The organism is Ruegeria sp. CDSB117, assembly GCF_059611005.1.
In genome coordinates this window covers 22,336-39,584 of sequence record NZ_JBXWOS010000005.1, presented here as the reverse complement: position 1 = coordinate 39,584, position 17,249 = coordinate 22,336, and the positions used below count along the sequence as shown (strand labels likewise).

Below are 17,249 nucleotides of genomic sequence, written 5' to 3'. Positions count from 1 at the left end.
CTACCAATCAATGCGCTCATAGGCTTCGGTCTCAATACACGAGATCTCAGAGCCCGGGTTGGTCAGTACCGCTTCGGCCATGACATCGCCGTCGGTTTCCCCGTCACTTTGCGCAAAATCCAAGTGCCACGGCGCGGGCGGTTCAACCAGTGTTGTCGCAGCAAGCGTTTCGGACAGATCAAGGGCAAGGTCTTTTGCAATTTCATCTGTTTGCCCGACGTCCAGCGCAAAGGAAGTCACTGAAGTCAATTGCCCCCCGTTAAATCCGGTGTCAGTCACCAAGATTTCCCCTTCGATTGCGCATTGAAATCCTGGGGGCGGGGAAATCTCAAGAAAGCCGAGATCCCAGCCGGAGAGATCCGCCGAACCGCCATCAGTCATCAGTGAATCCTCACCGCTGATCAGCAAAGTATTTGGTGGCAGCCCTTCCAAAGATACAGCAGCCTGATCACTTGCTTGGTGCAGCTCGATTGCGACTTCGATCGTCCCGTTTTCGCCGAAATTTGGGGCTGGGTCAGCCTGCAAAAGCTCGCGCCCCGTTGTGTCCGGCCCGTCCCATTCCAATTTCAATCCTGCACGACCGTTATTCTCAAAATACCGAACTTCGATATCATAAGTGTCGGGTTCCAGGTCGATTTCTCCGGACCGCGTTCGGAACCCATGCAGACCATCATTGTCCATGATCCTAACGCCGTTGACGAAGACCGCTACGCCATCGTCCGCACCGGCAAAAAAAGTGTAAGAACCGCCTTCTTCTATTGTGATTTTACCTCCGAGCTTTGCCCCAAAGGTATCCCTTGAACCGCCTTCCCAGAATGAGTTGCGACTGTTTTCATAATTGATTTCAGACACAAATTCCTGATGCGTCGGGTCAGCGGACCAGTCGATGTCGTCCAGCTTTGACAACCTGTTGTCCATGTCAAAATAACTGGCACGGAAACCGCCCACAATTTTGGCATCTGGTGAGGGCAAGTCAGCCTGAGTTACTTCGAAAGTCAGGTATTGTACGCCGTCGTGACTGCTGTTTTCACCGGTTGGCGTAGAATGATGCAGAGCCGCTTCGACCGTTCCCTCAAATTCTGGCGGCGGTGTTACGGTGATCATCCCACCTTGCCAGCCTCCCATCTCTGCGATCCCGTCCGTGTTTGCCGCAAATTCGGTTCCGCCAGCCTCGATAATTGTTCCGGTGGGCAGACCTGTCAGTTCGAATGAGGTTTCATCGGTCACGCTGAGCGTTCCCATGTCCACATCAATGGCCAGCGGCATGCCCGAAACGGTTTGGGCCTCGGACATGTCCGGGGCTGTAACCACCTCACGTCCGTCAAGACCTGGTCCCTCCCATTCAAGCTTCAGTCCAGCCCGGCCGTAATTTTCGAAGTATCGGATTTCGATCGAATGTGTTCCCGGTTCAAGCTCAACTTCACCTGTTCGAGTTCGAAACCCGTGCAGCCCGTCATTTTCAACGACGGGTTGGCCGTTGATTACCAACATCGCACCATCATCGGCGCCCAGAAAGAAAGTGAATGTTCCGCCTTGCTCAACCTCGATACTGCCATTGATCTGGACGCCAAACGTGTCTTTTGCGCCTCCATCCCAGAATGTGTCGTGACCGTTAGCGTAGTTGATTTCGGACGTAACCTCTTCATGGGTCGGTTCTGCGATCCAGTTGATGTCTTCCAGTTTGGAAAGACGATGATCAACGTCGAAGTATTTGGCGTGAAACCCTGACGAAAACGTCATCTCGTCCGTATCTGCCACATTGACCGTAAAGCTTTCGGTCTGACGTAACCCGCCTTCGTCAATCACCGTGACGTCAATAGTGACCGAGGATGCCGCTTCATAGTCCAGTGCCACGCCGGGCTTCAGACGCAGTTGATTGTCAATATCTTCGAACCGGTCATCCGAGATTTCGAACTCATGGGTATCGTGCAAATCCGCATCCACGAAACTGAGCTGCCCCACAACGGCCCCATCGACGTTTTCGGCCACTGTCTGCTGCGCGGCGGTCAGTGTGATGTTATCAACCAGGGCGCCGTAGGTATCATTCTGTCCCTCAGGTTCGCGCAGTTCCAGCGTATCTTGCCCGGTTCCAACAACCTGCATCTGGAACGTCTCCCAATCAGCGGATTGCGGGTCCAGCTCCGCCACCAGATTGCCGTTCCAATAGACCTCGACCGTATCGGTTCCACCTGCGAGGCGCTCACGCAGGTCGATGCCCAGATCATAGAGCTGACCATCCTCTGTCTGGACGACCTGGGAAATACTGTCGATGCCCCGACCATGATCCATCTCAAGCAGCTGATCGCCATCGGACGCTTTCGTACCGCCTAAATGATCCCAAATTTCCAATCCATGCGCGTCTTGCCAAGACCCGCTTTCATCCGAGCCAAAGCCTTTCCATTTACCCTTTTCCAAGTCAAATTCTTCGAAACTGCCATTCTGAATAAGGTTTTCAGAGATGTTGTCCAGCACCAGATCTGTCGGACCCTCGTTCACATCCTGAACCTCCACGATGAAACGCTCGGTCAGGTTGGCCCCGCCAGAGTCTGTGACTGTGACGTCGACCTCAATCTGTGCCGCTTCCTCATGGTCCAGAACAATGCCAGGCTTTAGCTGCAACTTGCCGTCAACGATGTCCAAACGGTCGTCCGAGATGTCAATGTTGTGCGTGTCCGATGCATCCGGGTCGACGATCGAGATGTTCCCGATCACCGCGCCTTTGGCGTTCTCGGCGACTGAAGTGTTGTCCAGAGTGACCTCTTGTGGCGGGTTGTTTTCGGTCTGTGTGTCGGTTGAAACTGCCGGCGCTGCATCCAGATTGGGTACGCTTGGCGGCTCTGGACGAGAGGCCGGACCGCTTACATGGGTTTTTGCCACACCTTCGGTTGTTTGGGGCGTTGAAATTGCAGCACGGAATGTTTCCATTCCGGCGGCGCTTTCGTCAATTTCCGTCGCCTCTGCCTTGGGGTTTTGTGCAATTGACCCAGCCGACGAGCTCGTTGAATGAAAAGTGTGGGCGACAGGATCAGTGTTTGTGACGTTGCCGGATTGTTGTGCATGCACGGTGCGTGGGTTCAACTCTTCCGGGGCACCTTCGCTCCGAATGCTAGGTTCCATTGTCCCAGAGAACTGTTGGCCTGTGTGTAACGAACTGCGCGTCGGATCTTCGCTTGGCCCGACAACATTGCGGGAAAGATGAGAGGCGATCTCGTGTTGTTCGTCCATATCCGCCTGTGCGGACCTTGTGTGAAAATTCAGGTCGTTCTCTTGTTTACCCATCGCACAATTCCCCAAACAACAACTGATTCACCGAATTTGGTAACACGCGTCCGTCGATATTTGGTAACTAAGCGTTTAAATTTAAAGGTAAATCCTAGGCAAGATGCGCCGGGGAATTTACGGGCCTTAAACGGAAACCGACCACTCCTGCTGAAATGACCAAGGGGGTGGAAAGCATCATGGAACCGCGTGGATTTGTTGGTCGCATTTCGGCTCCTCACTTTGATATCCCGCTTTGGGTTGCCTCTCTGACTATGAATGTTCTGTCGCTTTTGATGCCGATTTCCATCTTGCTGATATTCGATCGGGTTATCCCATTTCAGTCTATAGACACGCTGCGCGTATTGACGGTGGCACTGGTGATCGGTGCCGGTATGGAGCTGATGCTGAGACAGTGCCGTGCCGTCCTTTTGACAACCACGGCTGAGGGGGCAGCGGTCTGGAATTACCGCCGCTTTATGACCAAAGTCCTGAACGCGAATTCTCTGGCCTTCTCGCGCGAACCCGCCAGCAATTATGCGGAACGCTACGCAGCTATCGGCCAGTTGCGGGACTACCATTCAGGGCAGGGGCAAACACTCTCGATTGATCTTCCCTTTACAGTCTTGTTTGCGATTTTGATCGGATTGATCGGGGGGTGGCTGATTTTGGTGCCATTGGGCGCGTTCTGCGTTGTGATCATCTTCGCAGCGGTCATGAAGCGGGGGCAGTGGGCTTTGTTCAAGCACCGCAAGTCCCTGGACACACGCCGATACGCGTTCTTGTCCGAGATTTTGTCGAATATGCCCACGATCAAGGCAAACCGGATGGAGCCACAAATGGCCCGCCGCTTTGAATTGCTTGAAGATCAGACCGTCGATATCAGCAAAAAGCTGATCCATTTCTCGAGCTTCGCACAAAGCTTTGGAGCCATTTTCTCGCAGATGACTGTTGCCGCGATGGGGCTGCTGGGGGCCTACTTGGTGATCATCAACCTGATCGGTATCGCCGAATTGGCTGCCTGCATGCTGTTGAATGGCCGAATTATCCAGCCTTTGACCAAACTCATGGCGATGTGGGTTCAGTCGGAAAACTCTGCCATTTCACAAGCACGATTGAACGAAATGGAACAGCTTGAAATCGGGCAAAGTGCAGGGCTTTCCTGCGATCACTTGGGTCAGATCAAGGTGTCCGGTTTGTCCATGCGCCGTTTGAAAGGAGAGGGGAGAGCTTTCTTGCCCCTCAACTTACAGGTGGAGCAAGGGCATGGCGTTTTGATTGAGCCCGAAGAAAGCTGGATGGTCGAAGCTTTGTTTGACGCAATGACGGGGCAGCGAGAGCCAGATGAGGGTAGATTGTCCATTGGCGGCTTGCGGGCATCACAGTTGATCGGGTTGCGCGGGCAGGACGCGCTGGTTGCGCTCGAAGCCGAGCCCGCGATCCTGTCGGGAACACTGCTTGAAAACATCAGCGCTTTTGGTGACGCAGAGACCGTTGATCGCGCCAAGCAAGTTGCCGGCGCCCTTGGGCTAGAGAAACGCATTCATCGTTTGCCCATGGGTTATGCAACCCAGCTTAACACCGGAACCGGGTTTGAGGCCGACCCGGTGAACCGGCATCTCATTGCATTGACACGGGCCTTGGCGCTGCGGCCGCGGGTGCTTTTGATGAATGAACCAACAGCGGTTCTAGATACAACGGAACGCCAAGCTTTGGCGGATTACCTCCAATCCGTGTCACCGCGGCCCACGATATTTGTGGCAAGCCCGGACCCTCGGATGAGGAATATAACGGACAAGTGCGTTCGCTTAAGTTCTTCAAACGCCCTGGATCTGGCGGCATGGGCGGTGGACGCAGATCTTGAACGCACTGCCGCGGAAGCCTGGAAAAAGGGTGCTGCATGACCGTAATGAACACTCAGATTGCAAGCGGGATGCTATTTAGACTGCTTTCGGCGGGTGGGTGGCGCAATAGTGAAGACCGGCTGCTTGAGGCGTTTCCGCACGTGCTGGATCGGCTCCACCCGGATGACATTTTCGAGACGTTGGAAAACCTCCATATCCCCTACACGCAGATCAGATGTCGTGAACGCGAGATCACGGATCACGAATGCCCGGCATTGATAATACCGGACAATGGTGCCTGCTACCTGGCGTTGGCCCGGACGGGCGGCACGCTGCAAATCAACGACGATCTGAACCCAGATCTGAACCACCTCAAGCCCGGCCGCCGATGGTGCACCGTCGTCCGGATCGACCGCTTCACGCATCACCAGACAGACAGGCGGTTCACATCTGTCCGTTCGGCATTCGCAGAATTAGGCCCGATGTTGCCCTGGCTGCTGATCGCCTCATTGTTGTCCAACGTTCTGGGGCTCATGGCACCCTTGCTGATCATGGGCATCTACGAATGGGTCATCCCGTCAGGTTCTATCAGTTTGCTGGTTTCCCTGATGATCGGTGTGGTGATTGTGGGGGCGTCAGACCTGTGCTTCCGCCATGCGCGCACGCGGGCGCTGGCATATGTTGGCTGGCGTGGAGAGCGTCAGTTGATGGTTGCCCTGTTTCGCAAACTGATGTCCTTGCCGCTGAGCCAGCTCGGGAAAACGGATGTAAACCAACAGCTATCGCGTTTTCGCCAATTCGAATCCTTGCGCGATGCATTTCCCGGGCAGGTCATGACGACCCTTCTGGATCTGCCATTTGTGGTGATTTTCTTTGCGGTCCTTGCATATCTCGCACCGCAGGTCGGGCTGCTGACGCTCGGCTTGGCGGTCTTTCTTGTCTTGCTCGGCGCAATCATCATCCCACAACAAAAACGGTTGGATCAAAAAACGGCAGAGGCCGCCGCCGCCAGCCAGTCAGCCGTTCAGGACGCTATTCTTCACCAGCGGACCATTGCAAATCTGGGGATGCAAAACCAATGGTTGGACCGCTGCATGCCGCTTGCAGAGCGAGCAGAAGCGGCCGCGCGCCGCAGCCGTCAGTTTCAGGCGCTTGCGCAATCATTGGCTCAATCCGTTACGGCACTTGCGACGATGGGGGCCATCATCTTGTGTGCGCAAGGCGCGTTGCGCGGTGATATCAGCTTTGGTGCGTTGATCGCTTCGATTGCGTTGGTGTCCAAAATTTTGGCGCCGATTCAGTCTCTGTATTCCAGCTTCCCTCAGATTCTTTCCTTCCGAAGCAGTCGAAATCAAGCGGATCGTGTCCTTGATCTTGGCGAGGAGATCGAAGTGGGGCTGGAACAAACGCACCAAAAAACTTTAAGCGGCGCGATTACGTTTTCCTCTGTCACGTACCGGCCGGACCCTTTGAACGCGCCTGTCCTTTCGCAAGCCAGTTTCAATTGTGATCCGGGCGAAGTGGTTCTGGTCATGGGCAGCGATGCGGCAGGTCGCACAGCGGTGCTGGATCTGGTCGACGGCCTTTACGCGCCTCTGGCCGGTACAATTGAACATGACGGCATCGACATTCGTCAGATTGCCAGGGACGAATTGCGCAAATCCATAACCTACGCCACTTACGACATGTCGATGTTCTACGGCACTGTTGCCCAGAACTTTCGATTGGCCTCGCCGTCTCTCACTGATGACAACATTATGGCTGCTTTGACCGATATGGATTTGCTGGATGACCAAGGCCTTCTGCCAAAGGGCATCGACACTCGTTTGACCGACGGTGACCTGGCGCAGATGCCATCGGCAACCTTAAAGTCGCTGGTCCTTGCACGCAGCATGGCGCGTCCTTCTTCGGTCTATCTGTTTTCCGATCCAACCAACGGCCTTTCCGACCATCGACGGGCGTGTTTCAGAAACTGGATCCGCGCGCAGCAAGGGCGCAAGACAGTGGTCATAGCAACGGCGGATCGCTCATTCATGCAGGTCGCCGACCGCTTCATCTTTCTGAATGGCGACAAGGTTGTCGTGAACAGCACTGGTGATGCAGGACGCAAGAAATTTCAGGCCGTATTAAAAACGCTTGGGAGGGCACAGTGAAATCAGGATCTAAGAAAAGTGACATGTCCGGTCCAATGGAACGCGCGAATTGGAGGCGTCGAATGCGGCGGCCAAGATTTGCGGCCTTCCTCTCGCTTGCGGTTTCGGCCATGGTTGGTTGCCTGGTGGTTCTGGCGGGGCAAACTGCTGTTCCCCAGATCATCCGCGCCTCGGGGACGATCCTGCCAGTTGGCGCGTATCCGCAAATCGAAACGATGCCCGGCGGCATTGTCCGCGCTGTTCACGTCCGCGATGGTCAGTTGGTTGAGGCGGGGGATTTGCTGGTTGAACTGCATCACCCGGATCTGACGCGAGAAAGAGATGTCACGTCCGGCCAGCTTGCTGCGGTTCAGCGAGACCTGGCCACAGCGTCCGCTGTACTGGCGGTATTGGATCGCGAAGCTGTACCTGACCAGGCGGAAATTGATGCGCTCAAAGGCAAGGGCCTGATTTCTGCAGCCGCAAGGTTGGACCTTTATGCTGAAAGCCAACGCATTCAGCTGGCCACGATCAAACAGCAAGAGGGGACATTGGATATCCTGACACGGGCCACGCAGTTCGCACAGGACCGCGTTCGAAAGAAAGAGGAGATTCTGGAGAGATACGCGCAACTGCGAATGCAGGGTCTAAAATCCCTGAGCGATTTCCTTGAGGAAGAGGATGAAGTGGACGCGGTTCGCGTTGCTGCTTCGGACGCCCAAGTACGCCTTGCCGAAGCCCAGAGCGCATTGATGCTGGCCCGTGCAGCCAAAGCTGAAGAAACCCTGGCGTTGCGAGATGAGGTGCTAATTCGATGGGCCGAACTTGAGCAAAAGCGCGTGGAGTTGGAGATATCCCTGGATGTCGTAAATTCAAAATTGTCGGCATTGCGTATTTCTGCCCCAGCACGTGGAATAATTCAGGCGGTAACATATCCTAACCCAGGGGAAGTCATCGCGCCGGGCGAAGTGATTTTTGAGATTTTGCCAACCCGTCGCGCTTTGGTCGTAGAAGCACGTATCGCAAATTCCGAGGTCGGCCATGTTGAGTTGGAACAGCCGGTTTCAGTAAGCGTAGACACATTCGATGCCCGACGTTTCGGTAAGGTCGAAGGACGCCTGCAATCCATCTATCCTGTGCCTCTGACGGATGAACAAACCGGTGAAACCTATTTCAGGGCCTCGTTTAAACTGGCCGAAGCCAAGGTTGGCGCGGGTCCGTGGGAGCGTCCACTTCAAGCTGGGATGACCGTTGTTGCAGAATTGACGACCGGCGAACAGACGCTGCTTTCCTACCTGTTAAAGCCGGTGCAGATGACAATGGAACGCGCATTCAGAGAGCGTTAGCTTACAGCTGTAAGTTCTTGCAATAATAGAACCATTCCTGCTTATCGAAGCGATCAGTACAGCAAATTGAGCATAAGGAGTGACACAACAAGAAACAGTATGGTCATGACCCCACCTGAGCGTACAAAGTCCATAACTTTGTACCCTGCAGGACCCATGATCAGGGCGTTTACCTGATGGGTTGGGATTATGAAGCTGTTCGATGTTGATATGGCAACTGTCAGGGCAAATACAGCCGGATTTCCGCCAGCTGCCACTGCAATTGAAACGGCCAAAGGCACTAGCAGAACGGTGGCGCCGACATTGGACATCACCAACGAAAACGCCGTAGCCAGAACCGCAACGCCTGCCTGAAGGGACCAGGTCGGCCATCCATCCAGAATGATCATGATTTGCTGCGCGATCCACGCTGCCGTGCCGGTATTCTGAACGGCCTGACCTAATGGAATAAGACATGCGAGCAGAAAGACCGTATTCCACCCAACGGCCCGGTAGGCTTCGTCAACGCTCAGCACTCGAGACAACATCATTCCCGCGGCTCCCGTCAAAAGGCAGAGAGAGAGACGAATGTCGGTGAACAGGATCATCGACAGGGAAATGGCAAAGAACCCCAGCGCCCAACCGACCTTTTGCGGGCGCAGTTCGTCTTGCGGGAAGTCGGTGGTGACGACCACAAAATCGGGATCGCGCTTGATCCGCATCAGGTTGTCCCACCGTGTGTGGGCCACTAGCATGTCGCCTGCGTGAAACTCCTCAAGCCCAATTTGAGTGGACTCGTGCGTTTCGGATTCAACATGGCTGAGCGTTTCCTCGCCGCGATGGATAGCAAGCAACGACATGCCGTATGTCTTGCGGAACAATAGCTCGCGTGGACATTTCCCGATCAGCTTGCTGTCGGGTGTAATGACAACTTCAGCGATGCCGGCATTGGTTGGTGCGAATTCTTCGACAAAGATGTCCAACGTCGGCAGGACGGTCAGCCCGTACTTCTGCGCGAACTCCTCTACGACCCAGCGCCTGCCGATGATCGCCAATCGGCAAGGCGCGGCAATTTCGGCCGTCAGGACCTGAACCATTGAGGTTTTTCCACGATAGAATGTCGAAATTATGTACAGGTGATTTTCGTGGTTTATGTCGGCCAAAATCTGCCCGACCAAAGGGCTTTCGGCTGGAACGATTACTTCGAAAACATCGGCTTTCAGGCCGTAGACACGTTGCAGATACTCTTGCGTTCCCTGTCCGGTCCCGGTGTTTTCCGATCCCTCATCACCCGGCAAAACCCACCGACCCAGCAGCAGAAAGTAGGCGATGCCGGTCAGGATCAGAACAATCCCTATCGGCGTCACAGAGAAAAGGCCGAACTGCTCCATTTTCTGACCTTCGGGCAGGCCGTTGTTGGCCGACTGGATCAGGTCGTTCAGCAGGATAAGAGGCGAAGATCCGACCATCGTCATTGTGCCACCAAGGATGGCGCAGAACCCCATGGGCATCAGCAAGCGCGACAATGGGATGCCTGATCGGGAAGATATTCGGCTGACGACCGGAAGAAACAGCGCGGCGGCTCCAACGTTCTGCATGAACGAGGAAATGACCCCTACGGTGCCCGAAATAATCGGCAGCACGCGTTTCTCGGACGTTCCGCCATATTTCAGAATAACAGCGGCGACTTTGTTCATTATGCCGGTTTTGTCGAGGCCCGCGCCAACGATCATGACCGCAATAATGGAAATCACCGCATTGGATGCAAATCCATCAAACAGGTGCGGCACGTCAGCTAGTTTTTCGAGCCCGGGCGCGTAACTAAGAAGGCCGATTATGACCAGAACAAGTATGGCAGAAAGGTCAATCCTGACGATTTCGGATACAAAGAGAAATACGGTGAAGGCAAGAAGGGCGCAAACGACACCCATCTCAAAATTGAAGGCCACCTGTTCCACAATCGTCACCAGGAATTTGTTCTTACATTAAAAAAACATCTAACCCATCAATGTTGGATTGTCATGATGTTTCAAAACCGCAAGCTTGAGCGAAACAAAATTACTACCACTGCCAAAACGTCATGTTTCGAACCGGCGCGTGGGGCCCCTTTGATTGCTTGTCAGGCTGGGGCCTTCACGCCTCTCAAATCATCGGGGTCAGCCACGCCCGCGGTAAGGCGGAACACCCTGATCCGGGATCCAGACGCCTTCGGGCATTGGGCCAGTTTGCCAGAACACGTCGATCGGAATGCCCCCGCGCGGATACCAATAGCCTCCGATGCGCAGCCACCTTGGCTCCAGAAACTCTTGCAGCCGGCGGGCAATCGAGATGGTGCAATCTTCGTGAAAGGCGCCATGATTGCGGAACGAGCCCAGAAACAACTTGAGCGCCTTGCTTTCCACCAACCATTGATCGGGTACGTAATCTATCACCAGATGGGCAAAATCCGGCTGGCCTGTCATCGGGCAAAGCGAGGTGAACTCGGGCGCGGTAAAGCGCACGTTGTAATCCACATCAGCCTGGGGGTTCTGCACGCGTTCCAGAACCGCCTCTTCCGGGCTGGCTGGCATTTTGGTGTCTCCGCCCAACTGGGTGAGGTTGCTGTAGATACTATCGGTCATGTTATCTCTCCTGCGGTCAGACGCCGCGCTTGTTGCCCCAGATCAGCACATGTAGCTGGGGCAGAATGCGAGGCGCGAACCAACCGGCATTCAAAGTCTTGTCGATCAGCCATTCCATACGGCTGGTGGCATTGGTCAGATCAACCGGGCTGGCCGGATCGGTTTCCGGGTTGCCGGGTTGAAGATAAAGTGGAAGGTCCGGATACCGGTCGGCAACGCTGCGCGCCCAGTTAAAATCCGTGTCGTCAAAGATCACGATCTTGAGGACAGCTTGCGCAGGGCGCACGTTGAGGCAGGCGTCAAACGCCGTCCAATCCATATCCTCGCCACTGCTGGGCGGTTTCGGGCTGAGAACCAGCATAGCGAGGTCGGCAAACCACGGCTTTGCGATTGACCCTTGGGTTTCGCACGCAAAGGTATAGCCTTCCGCTTTGCCTTGCTGGATCAAAGGGCCAAAATCCTGAATGGCAGGATTGCCGCCAGACAGGGAAACAGTCAGAGGCCGCCCGCCTGACAAACGCTGAACTTCGGACCAGACGGCCAGCGTGTCCATTACCGCCCAATCGTGGCGATAGGCGCTGTCGACGGCGTGCAGACTGTCGCACCAACTGCACCGGAAATCGCATCCGCCCGAGCGTACAAATACCGTCGGCTGACCGATCAGCGCGCCTTCGCCCTGTACCGTGGGGCCGAATATTTCAGATATTCTAAGGGTCATGGGCGATACTCGGCCCATGTCTTGGGCGTTTCGGACACTTTCACCGCAGCGGTTTCGGGCCAGCGGGCCGCGCACCAGTCAAAGAAATGGCGCGCAAGGTTTTCAGCGGACGACACGACGTTCAGCACATTGTTCAGGTGCCGGTGGTCGAATTCATCGTCGATATAGGTCTTGAGCGGTTTCAGCTCGTGGTAATCCCGCACGAACCCATCAGTATTAAAATCGCGCCCGGCCAATTCGACCACGACAATATAGTTATGGCCGTGCATCCGGGCACATTGGTGATCATCGGGCAAGTGGGTCAGCTGATGTGAGGCGGAAAAGTGGAACTCCTTAGTAATCCGGTACATCAGACACTTGCTCCTGCGATGGAAGATTTCCAGAACTCGGCGTCGTCGTACTTGGTTGGGTCCGGCACTCCGGCCAGCTCGAACGCCTCGCGCCGTTCAACGCATGTTCCGCATCGGCCACAATGTAAGCCGCCGCCCTTGTAGCAGGACCACGTCTGATCGAACGGGGTGTCCACGCGCGCGCCCTCGCGGACAATATCGGCTTTGCTGCGGTGCACGAATGGCACATGCAGCACTACATCCGCGTAGCCGTCCAACGCGGCGCGCTGCATGGTGTCAAACGCATCTGTGAATGCCGGGCGGCAATCGGGATAGATGAAATGGTCGCCGCCATGCACAGCAGCAGCCACCGCATCATCCCCCTGCGCTGCTGCAACACCATAAGCGATGGTCAGCATGATCGCATTGCGGTTGGGGACAACCGTGACCTTCATCGTCTCTTCTGCGTAATGCCCGTCGGGCACGTCCACGTCGTCGGTTAAGGCCGAGCCCGTCAGCGACGCCCCGACAGAACGCAGGTCAATAACGTGATGGGGCACGTCCAGCCTCTGCGCGCAGAGGGCAGCGAAGGTCAGTTCTTTGGTGTGGCGTTGGCCATAGTCGAAAGACACAAGCCGCGAGAGGTTTCCTTCCGCGGCCAGCACATGGGCAAGCGACACGGAATCCAGTCCGCCGGAGCAGACCAATGTAGTTTTCATGTTTTCAGTCCTTGTTTTGATAACCGGGTAGGCTGCGACCGGCGGGCGGGACGCTTACGGTCTTTTGCCGGTAAGCGCAATGCACGAATTGGTGGAATCGAACGGCGGTTGTGCCTCCTAAGGACCGGGGAAGCGCGGCGGCAAAAGCCCGGCCTGAAACCAACTGACCAATGTCACGATGGAAAAGACGGGCAATCCTGTGGCGCGCTGAATATCTGCCGCGTAAGGGCACATATTCGTGCATTCCAGAACAATTGCACCGAGATCAGGGTTTTGAGACTGCAACGCAAGCACTGCATCGACGTTGTCTGCGCGCGCCTTGTCGACCTCCAGGGCAAGTTCGTTCCCCAGTATCGCACGTGTGAATTCGCGCCCGCCTTCGGTGGTACCGATGGGTGTACCGTCCGGAACCTGAGCGCTTTGCAGGTGATCGTTGGTCAGTGTGGATGCCGATATGGTCAGAATTCCGGCGCGCTTTCCGGCGGGAAGAACTCGATTTACCATCTGCACCTGCATCAAAGATGAGGTCACAACCGGAACTGGCACAGCCTCGGATAGCTCTTTCTGAAACAGGGACAGAAACCCGCAATTGGTGGTAATGCCGTCCGCGCCGTCCTTGACCAGTTCACGCGCGGCATCGATGAATGCGTCCAACATGCCCTCGGCCCGGTGCCGAACGACCAGTTCCGGCGAGGCATCCCGCACAATGCGATAGAGCACCGGAAAAGGCCATGTCAGCGCATTTCCCATATCACCGGGGATGCGTGGGAATTGGGCGTCTAGCATAAGAATACCCACCGACGCTCCGTAAATGGATTTGCCACCTTGGGCGATCATCCTTGCGCCTCCTCGATAATGCGGGCCGAGATGTCTTCGGACCCTTCCATGTAGATACTGGATATCCCGTGGCGCACGGCGTCCTGCACCTGATCTATTCGCTTGGAGATATGGGCACCCAGTACGCGCGCGGCCTCATCCGCGTCGCGATCCAGCAAGGCCTGCATGACCCGTTTATGTTCGTCTTTCGAGCGTTGAACCCGATCCAAGCTCATGGAAACCCAGCGGATATATCGGATGCGTTCGTTGATCCGGGTCAGGGTTTGCACCAGTTCGTTGTTGCCCGATAGCCTGGCAATGCCCAGATGAAAATCTTCGTCTCTGCTAACCGCTTCTTCGACGGTCAGGCCGGTGATGTCGATGCCGGTCGCGTAAAGCTCATCCCGAAGTGTTTGTAGATCTTTGTCAGACGCCTTCGCGCAAGCAATGCGCGCGGCGGCGGATTCGATGATCTGGCGCAACTCGAACAGATCAAACACGCTCTGCGGGTCCAGCGGGCGGCAGAAAAAGCCCAGGCCAGGGCGAAAGTCGAACAGGTGTTCGGCCACCAACCGGTTCAGGGCCTCGCGCAGGGGGGTTCGGCTGACGCCCAATTCCTTCGACAAAGCCACTTCATTCAATCGATCACCCGGCCGCAGGCGAAACGAGACGGCCATCGCCTTTACCTGATCATAGATGTCATCAACGCGTGGACCTGCCATAAGTGCCGCCTTTTTCCGTTTGCTAAGGCGTGCCACAGGTTGCTCTTGAAATCAATATACAAAACTGTATACAGCTCTGTGTGCAGAATGAAATCAAAGGAAACCCAGCCATGACCGGGACGAATTATCTGACAGGAGCCGAAGCAATGGTGCGCATGTTGGAAGCACACGGCGTGAAACACATGTTCGGCCTGTGCGGTGATACAACGCTGCCCTTCTATGACGCGTTGGCGCGGATGGATCATGGTATTCAGCACATACTGACCCGGGATGAACGTCACGCGGCCTATATGGCGGATGGATACGCACGCGTCACTGGCAAGCCGGGTGTCTGCGAAGGCCCGTCCGGAGGCGGGGCGACCTACATACTGCCGGGGGTGATCGAGGCCAGCGAAAGCTCGGTTCCCATTCTAGCGATCACCTCTGATGTGGCGACGACCAGCCGCGGAAAATACCCGTTGACTGAGTTGGATCAGGCAGCGCTGTTCAAGCCGTTGGCAAAGTGGAATGCGTCTCTGGAAGACGCCTCGCGTTTGCCTGCGATGGTGCGGGCTGCGTTTCGTGCAATGACGACCGGAACGCCAGGCGCCACACATCTGGCGCTGCCCTTTGATACGCAGAAAGGTCCGGTGGACGAAGCTGAGGTTTGGGCAGATGCACGCCACCGCAGCTATCCCGCTGAACGGGCTGGACCGGATCTGGATGCCATTGAAGCGGCCGCGGATATCCTGGCCAAAGCCAAATCAGCAGTCATCGTTTGCGGCGGTGGGCCGGTTCTTTCCGGGGCTGAAGAGGCATTGCACCGTGTTGCCACCCTGCTAGGTATCCCAGTTGCCACAACAGTTTCCGGTCAGGGCTCCATTGCCGAAACGGACCCGCTGGCCTTGGGCGTCGTTGGCTCGAACGGTGGTGTTCCGGCCACGCGCGCCGTTGTGGATCAGGCAGATGTCGTTGTGTTTGTCGGATGCCGCGCGGGGTCGGTCACGACCGAACGCTGGCGCAGCCCCGGGCGGGATGCCACCATCATCCATATAGACAGCGACCCGATGGTGATCGGCGCAAATTATCAAACCGAAGTCGCCATTTGTGCCGATGCCCGTTTGGCGTTAGAGGCTTTGGCGGGGTCGCTTGAGACGCGGCACGATCTGCCAGGTTTTGGTGGAGCGGCCCAAGCCCGTGCCGCCTGGGAGGCCAAGTTGCAAGCGTTCGCACCGCTTGCGGCCAGTCGCGACACCCCGATCCGGCCCGAAGCCGTAATTGCGGCTCTTGCAGACATCCTGGACGATGATGCGATTGTTGTCGCTGATCCGGGCACCCCGTGCCCTTACTTCAGCGCCCATTACCGCTGGCGCAAACCGGGACGGCATTTTATCACCAATCGGGCACATGGCGCGTTGGGGTATTCGCTAGGTGCGGCCATGGGCGCCCATGTAGGTCGGCCATCGGTCAAGACATTGTCCGTTATGGGGGATGGATCGTTTGGCTTCACTTGCGGTGAGTTTGAAACGATGGTGCGGCACAAAATGCCGATTACCTCGATCGTATTCTCGAACTCAGTCTTTGGTTGGATCAAAGCGGGTCAGGATGCAGGCTTTGGGCAGCGTTACTACAACGTCGATTTCAATCGGACCGATCACGCCGCTGTTGCGGCGGCATTTGGGGTCAAATCCTGGACAGTGAAAGACCCGGATGATCTGCGCAGAGTTTTGAAGCAGGCCGTTGAGCATGATGGCCCGACGCTGGTCGACATCCACTCACAACAACTTCACGAAGCTGCGGCACCGGTGTCGGAATGGGTGGCGTAAGACGCGATGGACGGGGTCAGTTGGGCCAGAAACTCCTGCGCAATCATTGATAAAGGGCGTCCTTTTGCGGTGATTATCGCAAGATCCAGCGTGACTGCTGGTGTGAAAGGGCGGGTTTGATATCCGCCCTCTTCATCGAAGGTCACTGTGAACGGATCAATCATCGCGACGCCCATACCCTGTTTGACAAAGCTCAGCAGGTTTTCCGACAAATGCGTGTGTATTCGCGTCTGCCAGGTGCGCTCTGCAATCTGAAAAATGTCACGGGTTCTGCGATGGGTTTGGTGTTCGGGGCCCATGACGATGAACGGCTCATTCTCCAACAGCTCTGGTGTCAGAACGTCATGGGTCGCCAAATGGCTACCCACGGGGAACGTGGCCATCGTTTCAAATTGGAAGACCTGAAAGTTCAGCGTGTCATGGAGTATTGGCATCTCGACGATGCCGATCTCGAACAAGCCCGAGGTTACCCACTCCTGTATTTTCGAAGAATACTGAGACTGAAAGCTGACGGACAGATTGGGGCGCGATTTGGCAAAACGGGCAATCTCTCGCGGCATGAAACCAAATGATAGAAGGTGGGGAGCAGCAACCTGCAATTGCCCGGGATGCTTGTTCTGCAGGTCCGATACGGCCTGCGCGACATGGTCCAGCCCGCGAACTACGGTATCGACCTCTCGATACAAAAGCTCTGCCTCTGGCGTCGGCAAAAGACGTCCTTTGTTGCGTTCGAACAAGGGCAATCGAGCCTCACGTTCCAACTGAGCCAATAGATTGCTGATACCCGGTTGCGAGATTCCCAGAACCGACGCGGCCCCAGTTACGGTACCCGTTTCCATGATGGCGTGGAACGCCTGCAACTGACGAAAGCGCAGAGACATAGCTTACCCTATCATTTCTTATGATGGACTTACGAAAACATAGTATTTGAAATGATATGCCGGTCAAGGCAGGCTTCCG

Annotated in this window: 13 protein-coding genes; 4 read left to right on the top strand and 9 right to left on the bottom strand. The window is 55.7% G+C overall.

Annotated features, from left to right (window positions below):
• Positions 1-3,279 carry a PA14 domain-containing protein gene (locus AC2FJC_RS07695; protein WP_496739028.1) on the bottom strand — a complete coding sequence of 1,093 codons (3,279 nt, stop codon included), beginning with the start codon at positions 3,277-3,279 and terminating at the stop codon, positions 1-3.
• A 179-nt stretch (positions 3,280-3,458) separates the two neighbouring features.
• Between AC2FJC_RS07695 and AC2FJC_RS07690 the strand changes: the two genes are divergently transcribed.
• From AC2FJC_RS07690 to AC2FJC_RS07680, 3 genes are all read left to right on the top strand, one after another.
• Positions 3,459-5,162 carry an ABC transporter transmembrane domain-containing protein gene (locus AC2FJC_RS07690; RefSeq protein WP_496739027.1) on the top strand — a complete coding sequence of 568 codons (1,704 nt, stop codon included), beginning with the start codon at positions 3,459-3,461 and terminating at the stop codon, positions 5,160-5,162.
• On the top strand, positions 5,159-7,255 hold the full coding sequence (locus AC2FJC_RS07685; protein ID WP_496739026.1) for a peptidase domain-containing ABC transporter: 2,097 nt from the start codon (positions 5,159-5,161) through the stop codon (positions 7,253-7,255). Before AC2FJC_RS07690 ends, AC2FJC_RS07685 begins: the two co-directional genes overlap by 4 nt.
• Before the next feature lie 62 nt (positions 7,256-7,317).
• The gene (locus AC2FJC_RS07680; RefSeq protein WP_496739025.1) at positions 7,318-8,580 is read left to right on the top strand and encodes an HlyD family type I secretion periplasmic adaptor subunit; all 1,263 of its coding nucleotides are present in this window, start codon (positions 7,318-7,320) and stop codon (positions 8,578-8,580) included.
• A gap of 53 nt (positions 8,581-8,633) precedes the next feature.
• Here AC2FJC_RS07680 and AC2FJC_RS07675 read toward each other — a convergent pair whose 3' ends face one another.
• From AC2FJC_RS07675 to AC2FJC_RS07645, 7 genes are all read right to left on the bottom strand, one after another.
• Positions 8,634-10,490, bottom strand: a complete 1,857-nt coding sequence (locus AC2FJC_RS07675; protein WP_496739153.1) for an SLC13 family permease — start codon at positions 10,488-10,490, stop codon at positions 8,634-8,636.
• A 225-nt stretch (positions 10,491-10,715) separates the two neighbouring features.
• Positions 10,716-11,180, bottom strand: coding sequence for a preQ(1) synthase (queF, locus tag AC2FJC_RS07670; protein WP_496724662.1), 465 nt, complete (start codon positions 11,178-11,180; stop codon positions 10,716-10,718).
• A gap of 16 nt (positions 11,181-11,196) precedes the next feature.
• The gene (gene queE / locus AC2FJC_RS07665) at positions 11,197-11,898 is read right to left on the bottom strand and encodes a 7-carboxy-7-deazaguanine synthase QueE (protein ID WP_496739024.1); all 702 of its coding nucleotides are present in this window, start codon (positions 11,896-11,898) and stop codon (positions 11,197-11,199) included.
• Positions 11,895-12,248: a 6-carboxytetrahydropterin synthase QueD gene (gene queD, locus AC2FJC_RS07660; protein WP_496739023.1), complete on the bottom strand. Its 354-nt coding sequence runs from the start codon at positions 12,246-12,248 to the stop codon at positions 11,895-11,897. Before queD ends, queE begins: the two co-directional genes overlap by 4 nt.
• The gene (gene queC / locus AC2FJC_RS07655; protein WP_496739022.1) at positions 12,248-12,946 is read right to left on the bottom strand and encodes a 7-cyano-7-deazaguanine synthase QueC; all 699 of its coding nucleotides are present in this window, start codon (positions 12,944-12,946) and stop codon (positions 12,248-12,250) included. The genes queD and queC overlap by 1 nt, the downstream gene beginning before the upstream one ends.
• Before the next feature lie 117 nt (positions 12,947-13,063).
• Positions 13,064-13,783, bottom strand: a complete 720-nt coding sequence (locus AC2FJC_RS07650) for an aspartate/glutamate racemase family protein (RefSeq protein ID WP_496739021.1) — start codon at positions 13,781-13,783, stop codon at positions 13,064-13,066.
• Positions 13,780-14,520: a GntR family transcriptional regulator gene (locus AC2FJC_RS07645; RefSeq protein WP_496739020.1), complete on the bottom strand. Its 741-nt coding sequence runs from the start codon at positions 14,518-14,520 to the stop codon at positions 13,780-13,782. Before AC2FJC_RS07645 ends, AC2FJC_RS07650 begins: the two co-directional genes overlap by 4 nt.
• Before the next feature lie 74 nt (positions 14,521-14,594).
• On the opposite strand from AC2FJC_RS07645, the gene AC2FJC_RS07640 reads away from it, so the two are divergent.
• Positions 14,595-16,289 (top strand): thiamine pyrophosphate-binding protein, encoded by a 1,695-nt coding sequence (locus AC2FJC_RS07640; RefSeq protein WP_496739019.1) that lies wholly within the window; start codon positions 14,595-14,597, stop codon positions 16,287-16,289.
• Here AC2FJC_RS07640 and AC2FJC_RS07635 read toward each other — a convergent pair.
• Positions 16,250-17,170, bottom strand: a complete 921-nt coding sequence (locus tag AC2FJC_RS07635; protein ID WP_496739018.1) for a LysR family transcriptional regulator — start codon at positions 17,168-17,170, stop codon at positions 16,250-16,252. The genes AC2FJC_RS07640 and AC2FJC_RS07635 overlap by 40 nt on opposite strands.
• Between the last annotated feature and the right edge of the window lie 79 nt (positions 17,171-17,249).

Coding starts and splice junctions, on each gene's coding strand:
- queC (WP_496739022.1), bottom strand. CDS start 12,946: ATGAAAACTACATTGGTCTGCTCCGGCGGACTGGATTCCGTGTCGCTT.
- AC2FJC_RS07675 (WP_496739153.1), bottom strand. CDS start 10,490: ATGGGTGTCGTTTGCGCCCTTCTTGCCTTCACCGTATTTCTCTTTGTA.
- queD (WP_496739023.1), bottom strand. CDS start 12,248: ATGTACCGGATTACTAAGGAGTTCCACTTTTCCGCCTCACATCAGCTG.
- queE (WP_496739024.1), bottom strand. CDS start 11,898: ATGACCCTTAGAATATCTGAAATATTCGGCCCCACGGTACAGGGCGAA.
- AC2FJC_RS07650 (WP_496739021.1), bottom strand. CDS start 13,783: ATGATCGCCCAAGGTGGCAAATCCATTTACGGAGCGTCGGTGGGTATT.
- AC2FJC_RS07640 (WP_496739019.1), top strand. CDS start 14,595: ATGACCGGGACGAATTATCTGACAGGAGCCGAAGCAATGGTGCGCATG.
- AC2FJC_RS07695 (WP_496739028.1), bottom strand. CDS start 3,279: ATGGGTAAACAAGAGAACGACCTGAATTTTCACACAAGGTCCGCACAG.
- AC2FJC_RS07680 (WP_496739025.1), top strand. CDS start 7,318: ATGCGGCGGCCAAGATTTGCGGCCTTCCTCTCGCTTGCGGTTTCGGCC.
- AC2FJC_RS07635 (WP_496739018.1), bottom strand. CDS start 17,170: ATGTCTCTGCGCTTTCGTCAGTTGCAGGCGTTCCACGCCATCATGGAA.
- AC2FJC_RS07685 (WP_496739026.1), top strand. CDS start 5,159: ATGACCGTAATGAACACTCAGATTGCAAGCGGGATGCTATTTAGACTG.
- AC2FJC_RS07690 (WP_496739027.1), top strand. CDS start 3,459: ATGGAACCGCGTGGATTTGTTGGTCGCATTTCGGCTCCTCACTTTGAT.
- queF (WP_496724662.1), bottom strand. CDS start 11,180: ATGACCGATAGTATCTACAGCAACCTCACCCAGTTGGGCGGAGACACC.